Source organism: Hymenobacter caeli (assembly GCF_013294115.1).
GTDB classification, from domain to species: Bacteria; Bacteroidota; Bacteroidia; order Cytophagales; family Hymenobacteraceae; genus Hymenobacter; species Hymenobacter caeli.
In genome coordinates this window covers 186,846-204,055 of sequence record NZ_JABSNP010000001.1, presented here as the reverse complement: position 1 = coordinate 204,055, position 17,210 = coordinate 186,846, and the positions used below count along the sequence as shown (strand labels likewise).

The following is a 17,210-nucleotide window of genomic DNA, read 5'->3' as shown; positions in this document are numbered from 1 at the left end:
CCCCCCAAACTAATCCAATAAATTACCTCCTACTTCCACAGCAGCAGCATGGCCACGTCGTGGCCGGGCACCGTGGCTTTGAAGGGCTTTTTGGTGGTGCCTTCGTCCTTCTTGGCCCACAGGTCACGCACTTTGTAGGTGGTAGTCGCGGCGTTGAGTTGGGCCTTGGAAAGGTCGTCGGTTACGGGGTTGGCTTTCCAGTCGAAGTCCACGGCGCGGGGCTTCTTGGCGCGGTTCAGGAACGTGACGGCCCACTTGCCGTCGGCCATCGGCTTGAGCCAGGTTTCCACGCTGTCTTTGGTGGCGAAGCGGAAGCCCTGCACGCCCAGCTTGTCCTGGTTCACGGCCAGCACCTCCTTGTTGGTGAGGATGTCGCGGGTGGCGGGGCTCATCTTGCGGATGTCGTTGCCGGTGATGAGCGGGGCGGCCAGCATGTTCCACATCGAGAAATGGGCGCGGTCCTCGTTCACCACCATGCCGTTGCCGACCTCCAGCATGTCGGGGTCGTTCCAGTGGCCGGGGCCGGCGTACTGGCGCAGGCCCTCCTGCTTGTCCACAATCTGCATCACGCCCCACGACTTCCAGCTGCCGTGGTCGTTGATGCAGTCGAAGCAGTTGTAGATGTCGCCGGTGGTGCGCCAGAGCTGGCCCACCGTGGGGCCCCACGTCCAGGGCTTGTCGTTGCCCCACTCGCAAATGCTGAGCACCATCGGCCGGCCGGCCTTGCGCAGGGCCGCCGTGATGGTTTCGTAGGCCCCCTCGGCCTTCAGGCCCTGGGTATTGCACCAGTCGTACTTGAGGTAATCGACGCCCCAGCTGGCGTAGGTCAGCGCGTCCTGGAACTCGTAGCCGCGGCTGCCGGGCCGCCCGCCGCAGGTTTGCGAGCCCGCATCGGAATACACCCCGAACTTAAGGCCCTTGCCGTGCACGTAGTCGGCCAGGGCCTTCATGCCCGACGGAAAGCGCTTGGCATCGGGGTGGATGAAGCCCTCCGCGTCCCGGTCGCCGTGCCAGCAGTCGTCGATGTTGATGTAGGTGTAGCCCGCGTCCTTCATGCCCGACGACACCATCGCGTCGGCCACTTCCCGGATCATTTTCTCGTCCACGTTGCAGGCAAACTTGTTCCAGCTGTTCCAACCCATCGGCGGCGTCATGGCCAGGCCGTCGAATTTCTTGTAGTTCTGCACGTAGTTGTTGCCCTGGCTAAAAGCCGGCCCGGCGACCAGCAGGCCCAGGAAAAGCAGTAATTTTTTCATGGATAGGAGTTGAAAAGGGGTGGGATTGGTAATGTAAAGTTTTTGCAGAGATTTTGCTAGGTTAGGCCGTCATGCTGAGCGGAGCCGAAGCATCTCTACCGCGTAACTAAACCAATCGATTGAATTACTTACGCGGTAGAGATGCTTCGGCTCCGCTCAGCATGACGGCCTAATTATGGATTGTTCATCAGGCATTCTGCTCACTCACTAACCAGCGTCACGTAGCTGCCGGTATCGAGCATGAAACGGGCCTGCCCCTTGGCCACGGCCACGCGGGGGCCCTCCTGCATGGCCCGCTTCTGGTCGGTGACGTAGCAGCGCAGATTTTTCACTTTGGCCGGCAGCCCGGTAAGCGTCACGGCCCGGGTGGCCCCGCTGTTCACCAGATGGATGGCGTACACGCCCTTGGCGTTGTTGCCCAGCGCCGCGCACGACACGTTGGGCCGGCTGACGGTGATGGGCATGGCCACCACGTTTTGCGGCGTAGAAGCAAGCTGCTTCAGGTTCCAGAAGCGCTGCGTGGGGTGCAGGGGCGCGGGGTTGCCGTAAATGCCGCCGCCCGCCAGCGGCGAATAGTCGGACGTAAGCTGCCACTGCAAGATACTGAGCGGCTGGCAGATGGCCAGCAGGCGGGTGTAGAGGTTGATTTCCTGAAGGGCGTAGGTGGGCTCCTCAAACACGGCCGGGTAGCCCCAGGCCTGCGCGTCGATGCTGCCCTCGCCCACAATCAGGGGCAGGTTGATTTCCTGGGCCGCGGCGGCCCACTTTTCCAACGTGGGCCGGTCCCAGCCGCGCCACGAGTGGAACGACACCGCCCCGATGTAGGGCCGGGCCGCCGGGTCGCGCAGGGCCGGGTAAATGAACTCGTAGGTGGTAGCGTCGGAGTTGTCGCCCAGCAGCAGCTTGGTTTTCAGGCCCCGCGACACGAAGTAGGCCCCCAGGCCCTTAATTAGGTCGTCGTGCTCCTGCCCGGTTTGCCGGATGTTGATGCCCAAATCGGACTCGTTGAACGAGAACAGGGCCACGTCCACGCCGTACTGCGCCTTCAGGTACACGATGTAGTCGGCAATGGACTTGTAGCTGGCCGCCATATTGACCGGGTTCAGCGGGTTGCCCCACACGCCGTCGGGCCGGGGGCCCCGGGCCGGGGGCCCCACAATGGCCCAGTTCGGGGCCGACCACGCCGTAAGAATCACCGGTATGCCCAGCTTGCTCAGCCGCTGGGCCATTTCCATCGACTCCTTTACGTGCGGGTGCAGCTGGCCTTGCCGGGCCGCAGCGGTGGGGTCCTGGGCCAGGTCGGGCTGCCAGAATTGCCAGGGCATCTCCACGCGGCCCCGGGCCACGCGCAGGTTTTGCAGGCAGTAGTCGATGACCTGCGGGTCGTTGCGGCGGTTTTGCAGCCGGAAATTCCCGCCGAAGCCCTCGTAGGGCCGGCCGGGCTTGGCTGGGTTCAGCGCCAGCGCGATGGGGGCCTTGTCGATGTCGCCGGCGGCCTTGAAGGCGTAGGTTTTGCTCACCGCCTGGCCTTTGCCGACCTTACCTTCCTCGATGGGCACGAGCAGGCGAAACGCCGGGGCTCCCTTCGCGTCGTCGGTCAGCCGCACCGGCGTGGGCTCGGCGAAGCCGATTTCGAGCTGGCGCGTGGGGGCCACCACCCGCAGGCGGCTGGCCACCACCGGGGCCCCGGCCGGCGGCCCGGCCGGCGGCCCGGCCAGCGGCCGCTGCGAGATGAGGGCCCCCTGGGCATCCAGGAACTGCACGGTGCCCTTGGCGTAGTCGGCGGCGGGCAGGGCCAGGGCGAAGTAGGCACCTTGCAGGTCGGCGTCGGCCCGGGCGGTGGCTTGTACCGTCACGGTGGCCTGGCCGGGGCCCGTGTCCTCCACCGTTTCGGCGAAGTCCAGGCTGTCGAGGCGGGTGGCGATGAGCTGGCGGGGGCCCTGGCGGGTGTACTTCGGCCGCTGCTTTTCGTGGGCGGTGGCCGTGGCGGGGGCCCCGCCCGCGCCCACCACCCGCAGGCTCGTTTCAAACGCCAGCAGCTGCCCGCCCACCCGGATGCCGGCGAGGTTGCCCCACGGCTGCACCTCGGCCTGGGCAAAGGCGCTCTGGGTACCCGCCCCCAGCGCCAGGGCGCTTGTTACCAGGCAAATCGAGAGCTGTTGGGGGAAACGCGCGGAGCGGATTTTCACAGTTGAGTCGGGTTGATTTTTTGTCGAGCCAATGCCCGCCGCGTCTAGTGCTTGGGCGGGGCAGGGCCAGGTAGTTCTGTTAGTAAAATTTAGAATTTTACTTGTTTTTTTCTAATAGAAAACGTGCCTATTGTGGTTTGAATCACGCACGCGCCTGATAGCAAGGCTTAAACCAAGGCTATCGGGGGGGCCACCAGGGCCGGGGCCCCGGCCACCACGCGGCGGCTGCCGCGCAGGCCGTACCACATCACGTACAGGTAGCACACCACGGGCAGCAGCAGCGCCAGGCGCAGGCCGGCGTGGTCGGCAATGGCCCCGAACAGCAGCGGCACCAGGGCCCCGCCCACGATGGCGGTGCAGAGCAGCCCCGAGCCCTCGGCGGTGTGGCGGCCCAGGCCGGCCACGGCCAGCGTGAAGATGGTGGGGTACATCAGCGAGTTCATCAGGCCCACGGCCAACAGGCTCCACATGGCCACGCCCCCCGTGGTATTGATGGAGATGAGCACCAATATTATTGCCCCTACGGCGTTGATGGCCAGCAGCTTCGCCGGCGAAAATTTGTTGAGCAGGTACGCACCCGCGAACCGGCCAATCATGGCCGCGCCCCAGTAGAAAGTGATTTTGGTACCCGCCGAAGCGGGGTCGAGGCCCATCACGCTGGGCAGGGCCAGGTAGCTCACGATGTGCGAGCCAATGGCCACTTCGGCCCCCACGTAGGCAAAGATGCCGAACACGCCCAGCATCAAATGGCGGTACTGCCGGGCGCTGGTGTGGGCAGCGGCGGCGGCGTAGTCTTCGTCGGGCACCTGGGTGATGACGGGCAGGTTAATCCGGCTCAGAATCAGGCTAATAACCAGTAAGGCCCCACCGATAACCAGGTACGGCAGCTGCACGGCGCTGACGTCGATGCCGGCCGCCGTGGTGGCGTTGTCGAGCTTGGGCAGGCGGCTCAGAATCAGGGCGCTGCCCAGCAGCGGGGCCAGCGTGGTGCCCAGCGAGTTGAACGCCTGCGTGAGCGTGAGCCGCGCCGAGGCCGACTCCGGGGGCCCCAGGATGGCCACGTAGGGGTTGGCCGCCACTTGCAGCAGCGTGATGCCCGAGGCCAGCACGAACAGGGCCCCCAGAAACAGCCCGTAGGCCCGCTCGGCCGCCGCCGGGTAGAACAAAAACGCGCCCACCGCGGCCACCGCGAAGCCCAGCAGCATGCCGCGCTTGTAGCCCAGCCGCGCCACCACCTTGCCTGCCGGGATGCTCATCAGAAAATAAGCCCCGAAAAAGCACAGGTTAATCAGGTTGGCTTTGGCGTAGGAGAGCTGGAAAATCGCCTTTAAGTAGGGAATTAGGATATCGTTCAGACACGTGATGAAGCCCCAGAGAAAAAACAGGGTCGTGACGGCGCTCAGCGCCGGGGTGTAGCTCCGCGTGGGAACTACGTAAGGGCCGGCGGGCCGGCTGCCAAGGGTGGGAAGGGGAGCTGCCATGAGCGGATTGGGGCGGGAAGGGAGAATTATTTGCCGAAGAAACAATAAAAAATCGGGGCGCGGCCGGCTGCTTTTCCCCAAGGTTTTGGTCGGCCTTGGGCTTGGAGGCCATCTGAATGGGCCGTCATGCTGAGCGCAACGAAGTGGAGCCGAAGCATCTCTCCCACAGCAGTAATCAATAGTTAGTCAGCGGGAGAGGTGCTTCGGCTCCACTTCGTTGCGCTCAGCATGACCGTTCTATGAATTTTACATTTAATTTCGGACAGAATTGTCCCAGAGCTTACTTACCGCCGCCGCTGCTGCCCGGGGCCTTGGTGGCCGGGCCCTGGGCCAGGGCCCCGGCGTAGCGAAAGCGTGTTTTCTGGTTGCCCACGCGCAGCGTGAAGTAGCCGTCCTCCAGCACGCGGTGGCCGGCGGCGTCGGGGTAGCTCAAGTCCTTTTGGGGGTCGATGGCGAAGGTCAGCTCGCGGCTCTCGCCGGGCGCGAAGGTTTGCTTCTCGAAGTGCTTGAGCAGGCGCACGGGCCGCGTGATGCGGCCCACCTCGTCGGTCAGGAACCAGAGCACGGCTTCTTTGCCGGCCCGCGGGCCCGTGTTGGCCACGCGCACCGTGGCCCGCACCGTGCCGTTGCCGGCCAGCACCGAATCGGAAAGCTGGAGGTTGCTGTAGGCGAAAGTGGTGTAGCTCAGGCCCTCGCCGTACTCCGTCAGCATAGTGCTCTTCTCCTTGGTGCCGCGCTTCTCAAAGCCGGCCCCGAAGTCGCTCAGCTCCAGGCTATTCTCGTTGTTGTCGTGGTGGTAGTTGGAGATGTGGCCGGCCTGCTGCGGGTAGGTAAAGGGCAGCCGCCCGCTGGGGTTCACCTTCCCGCTGATGATTTCGGCCAGGGCCTGCCCGCCGCCGAAGCCCGGCAGCCCGGCCCACACGATGGCCGCCGCGCCCGCCGCCACGGGCCGGATGATGTTGGGCCGCCCGCCAATCATGACCAGCACGGTGGGCTTGCCGGCGCTCTGGGCGGTGCGCACCAGCTGCTGCTGGTCGGCGGGCAGCGTCAGGTCGCTGGTGTTGCCGAGGCCCTCGGCATAGGGCTTCTCCCCCATCGCCAGAATGACGGCATCGGCGCGGCGGGCGGCGGCCAGCACGCTGGCCGTCTGGGGCTTGCCGGCCGCGTCCTGGTACGGCAGGGTTTCGACCTGGGCGTTGGGAAACTCGCGCTTGAGGGCGGCGAGCAGCGTCAGCACTTCTTTGGGGTACTGGTCTTCGGCGCGGCCCTGCCAGGCCAGCGTCCAGCCGCCGGCCAGGTTGGCCCGCGAGTCGGCCGAGGGGCCCAGCACCAGCAGGCGCTTCACTTTGGCGGGGGCCAGGGGCAGCGTGTTTTGCTCGTTTTTGAGCAGCACGATGGACTCGCGGGCCGCTTCCAGGGCCTGCTGCTTCAGGGCCGGGTCGCCGATGCGGGCCAGGCGGTCGGCGCGGGGCAGCGGGGTGTCGAAGAGGCCGATGTCCTCCTTCATTTGCAGCACCCGGCCCGCCGAGAGGTCGATGCGCTCCTTGCTGAGGCGGCCCTCCTGCACCAGCTCCTTCACGTAGCGGCAGAAATCGGTGGTGTAGGGCGTCATGGCCATGTCCACGCCCGCGTCGATGCAGCGGAAGGTGGCTTCCTTCTCGTTCACCTCCGTTTTTTGCACCGTCACCAAGCGGATGATGTCCTGCCAGTCGGTCACGGCCACGCCCTTAAAGCCCATCTGCGTGCGCAGCAAGTCAGTAAGAATGGCCTTGGACGAGTGCACCGGCTCGCCGTTGATTTCGCCGCTGTTGATCATAACCGTCTTCAGCCCGGCGTCGATGGCCGCCTGAAACGAGGGCCGGAAAAACTCCTGGATGCGCTGCATCGGAATCAGGGCGTTGGTGCGGTCCCAGCCGTTGCGCGGGTCGGAGTAGCCCAGGAAGTGCTTGCCGCAGGCCGCCACTTTCAGGGGTAGGATGTCCTTATTGTTCTGCAGTTCCGTCACGTAGGCGGCCCCCAGCGTGGCGGCCACCAGCGGGTCTTCGCCGTAGGTCTCGTAGAGGCGGGGCCAGTACACGTTCACGCCCAGGTCGAGCACCGGCGCGAACACCCAGCGGTGCCCCAAGTCGGCCGATTCCATGGCCGTGGCGCGGCCCTCCTGGCGGGCAAACTCGGGGTTGAAGGTGGCCCCCAGGTTGAGGTTGTGCGGGAAAATGGCGGCCCCGCTCACGTAGCTGGCCCCGTGCATGTGGTCGATGCCGTAGACGATGGGGATGTGCAGCCGCGACTCGCGCATGGCAATCCGCTGCATGGCCGTCAGGTACTTAATCCACTGCGCCGGCGGCACGGCCTCCCCGTTCAGGAACGAGCCCACCCCAAAATCCCGAATAAACGGCACCAGCTTGACCGAGTCGAGCGACACGTCTTTCTGCTGGCCGGTGTGGTTGATGGCCGCGTTGGTAATCTGGGTCATCTGCCCGATTTTTTCCTCCAGCGTCATCTGCTTCAGCAGGCCCGCCACGCGCGGGCTCCACTGCGGCATGGGCGGCATGTAGCCCGGGGCCGACGGCCCGGCGGGGGCCTCCGGGGCTCCTGGGGCCATGGCCGCCACCGCCACCGGCGCGGCCACCGGCGGGCCCGTGGCCACCGGCGCGTGGGCGCAGGCCCCGGCCAGCAGCGCGGCCCCCAGGGCCAGCGGCACCACCCGGGCGGGCCCCCAGGGGCGGGGCGGGCTCGTCAATAAGTTGCGGATGGCAGCGGCGGTGCGGGAGGATGGCATGCGGTGGAGGGGAAGGGATGAGGGTAAGGGACCGGGAAATTACCAGAAATTCACAGGCATCGGCCAACGTATGCCCCCTCAGCCGCCGCCGCCGCTTAGTAAATGGTAAATAATAACCATCATTATTCCCAGCCCAAGCGCCGGGGCGGGCCGCGGTGCGGGGCCCGCTGCCCGCGCCCCGGCCCGGCCGCCGCACCATTGCCGGGCAGCCAAGGCCCGGGAACTACGCGCCAGGCCCCTCGCGCTACGGGCGGCCTACCACGTTTTTTGTACCGTTTTGGGCAGCTTGGCATCGGGCAGGCCCAGACTTTGGCGCAGCTCGAAGCCGGTCACGTTTTTCAGCGCCAGCACCTGGCCGCCGGTAGCTTTTTGCGCCGTCAGGTTGCGCAGCGTGAGGCCCTGCACGTCGTCGGCCACGAAGGCCGGGCGGGCCTCGGGGCTCAGGTAGCTTACTTCGACGTCGCTCAGCTGCACGTCTTTGGCGTGGCGGATGTAGAAGCCGTAGGCCGGCGCGGGGCCCAGCATCGACGGCTCGGGGTATTTCTTTTCGGCCTCGGGCACGGCGCGGGCGGCCTGCTCGGCGGTGCCGCCGCCCCGGTAGTAGATGCGGATGTTGCGCAGGCGCACGTCTTCCACGGGGTGGCCGGGCACGCCGGTGACGATGCAGGCAAAGTCGGGGTCGGCGTTGTACACCACCACGTTGCTGATGCTCACGCGGCGCAGCTGCCCCACCGGCGTGCCCGCCGGGCCCCGCAGCCGGGCCCCCAGGTACAGGAAGATGGGCGAGTTCGTCACGTCGCGCATCGTGAGGTTACTAATGCTCACGTCTTCCAGCAGGCCGCCGTCCACGGTTTCCAGGGCCAGGCCCCGGCAGTAGTCGAACACGCAGTTGGCAATGGCGATGTTCTTGAAGCCGCCGTTCGACTCGGTGCCGAACTTGATGCGGCCGGTGGGGTGCAGCTTATACTCGGGGTTGGACGTGCGCCGGAAGGTGCCGTCGAGCAGCGTGCCTTCGTCGTAGCCGCTCACCTGGCAGTTGGTGATGGTCACGTTTTCGGTGGCCCGCGCCTCGCCCAGGCCGAAGGAGCTTTTCAGGCAGATGCCGTCGTCGTAGGGCGAGTTCACCAGGCAGTTCGACACGCGCACGTTGCGGCAGCAGTCGATGTCCATGCCGTCGCGGTTGGTGTCAATCTTCAGGTTGTCAATAGTTAAGTTGTCCACGCCCGTGGCCAGGATGGCAAACCAGCCGCCGTGCTGCAAGGTCACGTCGCGGATAATGACGTTGCGGCAGCGCAGCAGGCTGATGGCCTTGTTGGCCAGCTTGGCGTCCTTGGCGTAGTCTTTCAGCAGGCCCTTGCCCCAGATTTTGCCGGGCCCCAGGATGGAAATGTCGTGCAGGTTTTCGCCCCAAATCAGGCCGTCGTGCCAGTGGCTGTGCCCCGAATCCTGGTACGTAGTGTTAGCCGACGGCTCGGCCGGGTCGTAGGCCGCGGCGGGGTCGTCGGCGGTGGCGATGATGGTCGCGCCCTGCTCCAGGTACAGCGAAATGTTGCTCTTCAGCCGGATAGCTCCGGAGAGGTAGTCGCCCGCCGGCAAGTACACCTGCCCCCCGCCGGCCAGCGCCGCCGCCTCAATGGCCGCGTTGATAGCCCTGGAATCCAGGGCTTTGCCGTTGCCCAGGGCCCCGTAGGCGCGGATGTTGTAGACGGTGGTTTTGGTGGCCGCGGGGCCCTGGGCCCGGGCCAAGCCCGGCAGGAAAAGCACCAGCAGCGCCAGCGGGCGGATTAGTTGGGAGAGCATGGGAAGAGTGGTTTAGGGCGGGGTGGTCCGACGACTTTTCCCGTCGTCGGGCCACTCGGGCGGTTGAACAGGGCCCCGGGCAGTAACAAGAGTGGCCCGACGACAGAAAAAGTCGCCGGACCACCCCGCTTAGGAGGCCGGAAAGTAGCCGCCATTCTCCTAACCCGTCGCCAAAAGCCCCAACCCGACAAGAATCGGCTCGTTTTATACCAGCAAACTCAGAAAATCCTGCTTGCCGTTCAGGTACTCGAACCCGAAGCCTTCGGCCGCCATCCGCGCCTTGATGCCTTCCACGTCGTGCGGGTTTTTCACTTCCACACCGATGAAAACGGGGCCTTTTTCCTTGTTGTTTTTCTTGATGTACTGGAACTGAATGATATCGTCGCCCTCGGCCAGCACGTTGTTCACGAAGCGGCGCAGGGCCCCGGGGGCCTGGTTGAAGGTTACCATAAAGTAGTGCTTGAGGCCCTGGTGGCGCTGGGCCCGCTCCTTGATGTCCTCCATCCGGGTGATGTCGTTGTTGGAGCCGCTCACCACGCAGACCACCGTTTTGCTCCGAATCTGGTCGGCGTAGGCGTGCAGGGCCGAGATGGTGAGCGTGCCGGCGGGCTCCAGCACCATGCCTTCCTCGTTGTACATCTTCAGCAAATCCTCGCACACCTGGCCCTCGGGCACGAGGTGCACCTCGTCGAGCAGCGCCTGGCAAATTTCAAACGTCAGCTCGCCGGGGCACTTCACGGCCGCCCCGTCCACAAACGTGTCGAGGCTGGCCAGCGCCTGCCGCCGCCCGGCCCGGATGGCGTCGTGCATGCTCGGGGCCCCCAGCGGCTGCACGCCGACGAGGCGGGTGAGCGGGCTCAGCTGCCGAAACACGCTGGCCACGCCCGAGGCCAGCCCGCCCCCGCCGATGGGCAGGAAGCAAAAGTCAATCGGCTGGTGGTGCGCTGCTTTCAGGATTTCCAGCCCCACCGTGGCCTGCCCTTCCACGACGGCCAGGTCGTCGAACGGGTGCACGAACGTGCTGCCGCGGGCGTCGCAAAACGCCTGCGCCGCCTGGTAGCAGTCGTCAAACGTGCGCCCGATGAGATGAATGTCCACCAGGTCTTTGCCGAAAAGGCGCACTTTGTCCACCTTCTGGGCGGGGGTTTGGGCGGGCATGAAAACGTCGCCCCGCAGGCCCAGCAGCTGGCAGGCGTAGGCCACGCCCTGGGCGTGGTTGCCGGCGCTGGCGCACACAATTTCGCGGGCCGGCACGGTCAGGGGCAGGGTAGCAATCTTGTTGTAGGCCCCCCGGATTTTGTAGGAACGCACCACCTGCAGGTCTTCCCGCTTCAGCAGCACCGTGGCGTCGTAGGTGCGCGAGAGGCCCAGGTTGAGCAGCAAAGGCGTCTTGGTAATCACGCCCTTGAGGCGACGCGCCGCAGCTTCTACGTTTTCCAGGGTGACGGCAGTAGCCGCCGGGGCTAGCAGGTCGGGCATGGGGTGGGGCTGGCCAGGGCCAGTGGTAATGGAATAAAAAGGACGTCATGCTGAGCATGACGTCCTTACGAAGTGATAAAAGGCGATTATGCCTCCACGCTCTCGCTCGTGCGCGAGCGCAGCTCGCGCACGGTCGCGCCGGTCTGCCACAGCTCCGAGTCGCGCACTTCCTTCAGCTCGGCATCCAGCTCCTGGCGGTAGTTGGGGGTGGTGCCGCGCTCGATGGTGCGGCGGGCCTCCGCGCCGCTGGCCACGCTGTCGTACAGCTCGTTGAGCACGGGCAAGGTGGCGTCGCGGAAGCGGCCTTTCCAGTCCAGGGCCCCGCGCTGGGCGGTCACCGAGCAGTTGCCGAACATCCAGTCCATGCCGTTTTCGCCCACCAGCGGCACCAGGCTCTGGGTCAGCTCTTCCACGGTTTCGTTGAAGGCCTCGGAGGGCGAGTGGCCGCGCTGGCGCAGCACCTGGTACTGGGCCTCGATGATGCCGGCCAGGGCCCCCATCAGCACGCCCCGCTCGCCGGTGAGGTCGGAATACACTTCCTTCTTGAAATCGGTCTCGAACAAGTAGCCCGAACCCACGCCGATGCCCATCGCAATGGCTTTCTCATAGGCGTGCCCGCTGGCGTCCTGGAACACGGCGAACGACGAGTTCAGCCCGCCGCCGGCCACGAACAAGCGGCGCAGGCTGGTGCCGCTGCCCTTGGGGGCCACCAGAATCACGTCCACGTCGGCGGGCGGGATGATGTTAGTCTGGTCATTAAACGTGATGCCGAAGCCGTGCGAGAAGTACAGCGTCTTGCCGGGGGTCAGCTTCGCTTTCAGCGTGGGCCACAGCGCAATCTGGCCGGCGTCGGAGAGCAGGTTGCAGACGATGGTGCCCTTCTCGGCCGCTTCCTCGATGGAAAACAGCGACTCGCCCGGCACCCAGCCGTCCTTCACGGCGCGGTCCCAGGAGGGCGTGCCGTCGCGCTGCCCCACGATAACGCGGAAGCCGTTGTCGCGCATGTTCAGGGCCTGGCCGGGGCCCTGCACGCCGTAGCCAATCACGGCAATGGTGTCGTCCTTAAGGGTTTCGAGGGCCTTGGCGAGCGGAAATTCGTCGCGGGTAATAACGGTTTCGGGTACGCCGCCGAAGTTGATGGTTGCCATGGGGAGTGAATGGGTGAATGAGTAAATGAGTGGGGTTTTGTCAGAAAGTAATGAGTTGCGAGGCCACCAGGCCGTCATGCCGAGCGCAGCCGAGGCAGGACGGCCTGGTGATGGCTGAATAGCTTCAAATTCAATTCTTACATCGTGAACACTTTTTCGCGGTCGTTCAAAAATTCGTTTTCCGCCACTTCTTCGCTCGGCTCGCGCTGCTCAAACTCCTGGAGCTTGTGGTGGAAGCCGTCGCTGGCCTTGATGATGGCGATGCGCGCCGAGCGCACGAACTCAATGAGGCCGTAGGGCTGCAAAGCCCGCAGCAGGCTGTCGGTTTCCTCGCGGTGGCCGGTCGTTTCAAACACCGTATAGTCCTTGCGAATCACCACGGCACGGGCCCCGTTTTCGCGCAGCAGGCGCTCCACGAGCACTTTTTCGGCAATCACGTCGGTGGGCACTTTGTAGAGCGCCATTTCCTGCCAAATCACGTCGGCGTTGGTGTTGAAGTAGACCTTGAGCACCTCCACCTGCTTTTCAATCTGCTTGGCCAGCTTCTCCACCACTTCCTCGGTTTCCACAATCACGATGTTGAAGCGGTGGATGCCCTCGATTTCCGAGGGCGACACGTTGAGGCTTTCGATGTTGATTTTGCGGCGCGAGAAAATAATGGCGATGCGGTTGAGCAAGCCCACCTGGTTTTCGGTGTAGGCCGTGATGTTGTATTCTTCCATTTTGAGCTGTTAGCCATTAGCTGCTAGCTGTTAGCTTTTTTAATGTGGAAGGGTTAGTTGGCGAGAAAGCTAACAGCTAGCAGCTGTCAGCTAATAGCTTATTTAAGTCTGATTTCCGCCACGCTGCACCCCTGCGGCACCATCGGGAAGATGTTGTTCTCCTTGGTCACCATCACTTCCAGCAGAAACGAGCCGGGATGGGCCAACATCCGCTCCAAGGCGGGGCGCAGGTCGGGCCGGGCGTCCACGCGCTGGCCGGCGATGCGGTAGCCGGCGGCCACGGCCACGAAATCCGGGCTTTGGATGTCCACGAACGAGTAGCGGCGCTGGTGGAACAGCTCCTGCCACTGCCGCACCATGCCCAGGAACTGGTTGTTGAGGATGACGATTTTCACGTCCACACCCGTCTGCATGATGGTGCCCAGCTCCTGGATGGTCATCTGGAAGCCGCCGTCGCCGATGATGGCCACCACGGGCCGGGCGGGGGCCCCCAGCTTGGCCCCGATGGCGGCCGGCAGCGCAAAGCCCATCGTGCCCAGCCCGCCGCTGGTGATGTTGCTGCGCGGGTGGTTGAGCTGCGCGTAGCGGCAGGCCACCATCTGGTGCTGGCCCACGTCCGACACGATGATGGCCTCGCCCCGCGTGATTTCGTTGAGCTGCTGAATCACTTCGCCCATCGTCAACTCCTCCGAGGTCGGGAACAGCTCTTCGCGAATCACGGCGTCCACCTCCTCCGCCATGTGGCTTTGGAAGCGGGCGAGCCACGCGGGGTGCGCTTGGCGCTCGACCAGGGCCGTGAGCAGCGGCAGGGTTTCCTTGCAGTCGCCCCAGACCGGCACGGTGGCCTTCACGTTCTTGTCAATCTCCGTCGGGTCGATGTCGAGGTGAATGACTTTGGCTTGCTTGGCGTACTTGTCGAGGCGGCCGGTCACCCGGTCGTCGAAGCGCATACCGATGGCAATCAGCACGTCGCACTCGTTGGTGAGCACGTTGGGGCCGTAGTTGCCGTGCATGCCCAGCATGCCCACGTTCAGGGGGTGGCCGGTGGGCAAGGCCCCCGCGCCCAGGATGGTCCAGGCCGCCGGGATGCCGCTTTTCTCCACGAAGGCCCGGAACTCCTGCTCGGCTTCGCCCAGCACCACGCCCTGGCCCCAGAGGATGAACGGCCGCTGGGCCCGGTTGATGAGCGCCGCCGCCTGGGCAATGAACTCAGGCCGCACCACCGGCGCGGGCCGGTAGCTACGGATGTGCTGACAGGGCCGGTACGCCGGCGCGTCGAAGGCCTGGAGCTGGGCGTTCTTGGTGATGTCAATCAGCACGGGGCCCGGCCGGCCGCTGCGGGCAATGTAAAAGGCCTTGGCCAGCGCTTCGGGGATTTCTTCGGCGTTGGTTACCTGGAAGTTCCACTTCGTCACGGGCGTCGTGATGTTGATGATGTCCGTCTCCTGAAACGCATCCGTGCCCAGCAAATGCGCGAACACCTGGCCCGTGATGCACACGAGCGGCGTGCTGTCAATCAGTGCATCGGCGAGGCCCGTGACGAGGTTGGTGGCCCCCGGCCCGCTCGTGGCCAGCACCACCCCCACTCGCCCCGAGGCGCGGGCGTAGCCCTGCCCCGCGTGGATGCCGCCCTGCTCGTGGCGCACCAGCACGTGGTTCAGCTGCTCCTTGAAGTCGTAGAGCGCGTCGTAAATCGGGATGATGGCCCCGCCGGGGTAGCCGAAAATCGTGTCCACGCCCTCGGCCACCAGGGCTTGCAGCACGGCCACCGCGCCGGTAATGGGCGTGGTGGCGGGGGCGGCGGGGGCGGGGGCAAGTTGGGTCTGAAACATAAGTTCTTACTGATTATGCGGTGGTGCCGCTGGGCGGCGAGCAAGCTAGTGCGTGAGCTGCGCCGCCGGCACCGCCGCTACTTGTTCGTCTTCCTCGAGTAAGTCGGTGATGCAGCCGTGGCTGGCGTCGCTCACGGTGCGGATGTACTTGAGCAGCACGCCCTGCTTGGCGGGCAGCGGGGGCCGCCGCCAGGCGGCGCGGCGGGCGGCCAGCTCGTCGGTCGGCAGCCGCACGTCGATGGTGTTGGCGGCGGCGTCGAGGACAATCCAGTCGCCGTTTTGCACCAGGGCGATGCCGCCGCCGTCGTAGGCCTCGGGGCACACGTGGCCGATGACGAAGCCGTGGGTGCCGCCCGAAAAGCGCCCGTCCGTTATCAGGGCCACCTTGTCGCCCAGCCCGGCCCCGACGATGGCCGAGGTCGGCTTGAGCATTTCGGGCATCCCCGGGCCGCCCTTGGGGCCCACGTAGCGAATCACGACCACCTGCCCGGCCTGAATCTGGTGGGCCAGGATGCCCTGGTTCAGCTCTTCTTCCGAGTTGAAGACGATGGCGGGGCCCGCGAACCGCAGCCCTTCCTTGCCCGTGATTTTGGCCACCGCGCCCTTGGTGGCCAGGTTGCCGTACAGCATCTGGATGTGCCCGTCGGCCTTGATGGGGTTGCTGAGCGGGCGCAGCAGGTCCTGCTCGGGGCCCAGGGGGCGCACGTCGGCCAGGTTTTCGGCCAGCGTGCGGCCGGTCACGGTCATCAGCTCGCCGTTCAGCAGGCCGTGGTCGAGCAGGGTGCGCTGCACGGCGGGCACGCCCCCGAGCTTCGACAAGTCCTCCATCAGGTACTTGCCGCTGGGCTTGAGGTCGGCCAGCACTGGCACGCGGTTGCTCACCGCCTGGAAGTCTTCCATCGTCAGGCGCACGCCCGCCGCGTGGGCAATGGCGATGAGGTGCAGCACGGCGTTGGTCGAGCCGCCGAGCACGGTAATCATCACCATCGCATTCTCGAACGCCGCGCGGGTAAGGATGTCGCGGGGCTTCAAATCCAGCTCCAACAAGCGGCGCAGGTAGGCCCCGGTGTCGAGGCATTCCTGGATTTTGGCGGGGCTCTCGGCGGGCAGCGACGACGAGGCGGGCACCGTCATGCCCAGGGTTTCGATGGCCGCGGCCATCGTGTTGGCCGTGTACATGCCGCCACAGGCCCCGGGCCCCGGGCAGGCGTTGTGGATGATGCCCTGGTAGTCTTCTTCCGAAATCTGCCCGTTCACCTTCTTGCCGTAGGCCTCGAAGCACGACACGATGTTGAGCTGCTGCCCCTTGAACTCGCCGCCCCGGATGGTGCCGCCGTATACCATTAGCGAGGGCCGGTTGAGCCGCGCCATGGCAATCAGGGCCCCCGGCATGTTCTTGTCGCAGCCCACCACGCAGGCCAGCGCGTCGTAGTAGTGGGCCCCGGCCATCGCCTCAATCGAGTCGGCAATTATCTCCCGGGACACCAGCGAAAACCGCATCCCCGCGTTGCCGTTGGTGATGCCGTCGCTCACGCCGATGGTGTTGAAGCGCAGCCCCACCAGGCCCTGGGCGGCCACGCCGCGCTTCACCTCGTCGGCCAGCCCGTCGAGGTGCATGTTGCAGGTGTTGCCCTCGAAGCCCGTCGAGCAGATGCCCACGAACGGCTTGCGCAAATCCGCATCCGACAGGCCCGCGCCGATGAGCATGGCCTGCGAAGCGGGCAGGCTGTCGTCCTGGGTGTAGATGCGGCTGAATTTATTGAGCGTCATGTTTTGGTGCTTGGTATTTGGTGCGTAGTGCTTGGTAATTTGAGCAAGTTATTGGGCCTTCATTCCAGGTCGCCCTTCGCGCCGGCCAGCACCGCGAAGCTCAGGTTTTTGTACAGACAATCCACTTCCTGGAAGCCGGCGGCTTCCAGCATCCGCAGCTGGGCTTCCAGCGTGCCGAAATCGTCGAGCTTGACGCGCTCGAAGGCCTGCCCGATGGCCTCCTCCGGCAGGCCCGAGTGCCGCACGGTGGCCCGCCAGTCGCGGCGGTAGAAGGCGTCGAAGCCGGCCGTGCGGCCCAGCACCTGGTCGGCGTTGACGAACAGGCCGCCGGGGTTCAGGGCCCCGTAGATGCGCTGGTACAACGATGCCTTGGCCGCGTCGGGCAGGTGGTGAATGGCCAGGCTGGAAATGACGAGGTCGTAGGTGCCCGGCAGGTTTTCGGCGGCAAAGTCCAGCTCCCGGAACGCGAAGCCGGGCAGCCCGGCAAACCGCTGCCGCGCCACGGCCAGCATCTCCGGGGCCAGGTCCACGAGGGTAAATTCCAGGTCGGGCCGCTGCTGGTAGAGGAAGGAGGAAAACAGCCCCGTGCCGGCCCCCACGTCGAGCACGGTGCGGGCGCGGGGCCGTCGGCGCAGCAACGGGTTGGCCACCGCATAGAAGTCGTCGTAGCACGGAATCAGGTACGGCCGCTGCTGGTCGTACCGGGCCGAAACCGCGTCAAACTGTTCTTTTACCGTGTGCATTGGGGGTGGGG

11 protein-coding genes are annotated in these 17,210 nt (G+C 65.3%); all 11 read right to left on the bottom strand.

Features of this window, described 5'->3' with window-relative positions:
• Positions 1-29: 29 nt before the first annotated feature.
• The 11 genes from HNP98_RS00850 to HNP98_RS00800 all read right to left on the bottom strand — a co-directional run bounded on the left by HNP98_RS00850 (position 30) and on the right by HNP98_RS00800 (position 17,199).
• Positions 30-1,256: a glycoside hydrolase family 27 protein gene (locus HNP98_RS00850; protein ID WP_173808152.1), complete on the bottom strand. Its 1,227-nt coding sequence runs from the start codon at positions 1,254-1,256 to the stop codon at positions 30-32.
• Between the two features lie 200 nt (positions 1,257-1,456).
• Entirely contained in the window at positions 1,457-3,445 is a 1,989-nt protein-coding gene (locus HNP98_RS00845) for a glycoside hydrolase (RefSeq protein ID WP_173808151.1), read from the bottom strand.
• A 167-nt stretch (positions 3,446-3,612) separates the two neighbouring features.
• Positions 3,613-4,926: a sugar MFS transporter gene (locus HNP98_RS00840; RefSeq protein ID WP_173808150.1), complete on the bottom strand. Its 1,314-nt coding sequence runs from the start codon at positions 4,924-4,926 to the stop codon at positions 3,613-3,615.
• A gap of 280 nt (positions 4,927-5,206) precedes the next feature.
• On the bottom strand, positions 5,207-7,705 hold the full coding sequence (locus HNP98_RS00835) for a glycoside hydrolase family 3 N-terminal domain-containing protein (protein ID WP_173808149.1): 2,499 nt from the start codon (positions 7,703-7,705) through the stop codon (positions 5,207-5,209).
• Between the two features lie 255 nt (positions 7,706-7,960).
• Positions 7,961-9,505: a rhamnogalacturonidase gene (locus HNP98_RS00830; protein WP_173808148.1), complete on the bottom strand. Its 1,545-nt coding sequence runs from the start codon at positions 9,503-9,505 to the stop codon at positions 7,961-7,963.
• 204 nt (positions 9,506-9,709) lie between these two features.
• Positions 9,710-10,984, bottom strand: coding sequence for a threonine ammonia-lyase IlvA (gene ilvA, locus HNP98_RS00825; protein ID WP_173808147.1), 1,275 nt, complete (start codon positions 10,982-10,984; stop codon positions 9,710-9,712).
• Between the two features lie 86 nt (positions 10,985-11,070).
• On the bottom strand, positions 11,071-12,132 hold the full coding sequence (gene ilvC, locus HNP98_RS00820) for a ketol-acid reductoisomerase (RefSeq protein ID WP_173808146.1): 1,062 nt from the start codon (positions 12,130-12,132) through the stop codon (positions 11,071-11,073).
• Positions 12,133-12,269: 137 nt separating this feature from the next.
• Entirely contained in the window at positions 12,270-12,854 is a 585-nt protein-coding gene (gene ilvN / locus HNP98_RS00815; RefSeq protein ID WP_173808145.1) for an acetolactate synthase small subunit, read from the bottom strand.
• A 98-nt stretch (positions 12,855-12,952) separates the two neighbouring features.
• Positions 12,953-14,686, bottom strand: coding sequence for a biosynthetic-type acetolactate synthase large subunit (gene ilvB / locus HNP98_RS00810; RefSeq protein ID WP_173808144.1), 1,734 nt, complete (start codon positions 14,684-14,686; stop codon positions 12,953-12,955).
• A gap of 45 nt (positions 14,687-14,731) precedes the next feature.
• Entirely contained in the window at positions 14,732-16,456 is a 1,725-nt protein-coding gene (ilvD, locus tag HNP98_RS00805; protein WP_173808143.1) for a dihydroxy-acid dehydratase, read from the bottom strand.
• 59 nt (positions 16,457-16,515) lie between these two features.
• Positions 16,516-17,199: a class I SAM-dependent methyltransferase gene (locus HNP98_RS00800; protein WP_173808142.1), complete on the bottom strand. Its 684-nt coding sequence runs from the start codon at positions 17,197-17,199 to the stop codon at positions 16,516-16,518.
• Positions 17,200-17,210 lie beyond the last annotated feature (11 nt).

Excerpts from the sequence above, each read along its gene's own strand:
- HNP98_RS00850 (WP_173808152.1), bottom strand. The coding sequence starts at position 1,256 with ATGAAAAAATTACTGCTTTTCCTGGGCCTGCTGGTCGCCGGGCCGGCT.
- HNP98_RS00840 (WP_173808150.1), bottom strand. The coding sequence starts at position 4,926 with ATGGCAGCTCCCCTTCCCACCCTTGGCAGCCGGCCCGCCGGCCCTTAC.
- HNP98_RS00835 (WP_173808149.1), bottom strand. The coding sequence starts at position 7,705 with ATGCCATCCTCCCGCACCGCCGCTGCCATCCGCAACTTATTGACGAGC.
- HNP98_RS00830 (WP_173808148.1), bottom strand. The coding sequence starts at position 9,505 with ATGCTCTCCCAACTAATCCGCCCGCTGGCGCTGCTGGTGCTTTTCCTG.
- ilvA (WP_173808147.1), bottom strand. The coding sequence starts at position 10,984 with ATGCCCGACCTGCTAGCCCCGGCGGCTACTGCCGTCACCCTGGAAAAC.
- ilvC (WP_173808146.1), bottom strand. The coding sequence starts at position 12,132 with ATGGCAACCATCAACTTCGGCGGCGTACCCGAAACCGTTATTACCCGC.
- ilvN (WP_173808145.1), bottom strand. The coding sequence starts at position 12,854 with ATGGAAGAATACAACATCACGGCCTACACCGAAAACCAGGTGGGCTTG.
- ilvB (WP_173808144.1), bottom strand. The coding sequence starts at position 14,686 with ATGTTTCAGACCCAACTTGCCCCCGCCCCCGCCGCCCCCGCCACCACG.
- ilvD (WP_173808143.1), bottom strand. The coding sequence starts at position 16,456 with ATGACGCTCAATAAATTCAGCCGCATCTACACCCAGGACGACAGCCTG.
- HNP98_RS00800 (WP_173808142.1), bottom strand. The coding sequence starts at position 17,199 with ATGCACACGGTAAAAGAACAGTTTGACGCGGTTTCGGCCCGGTACGAC.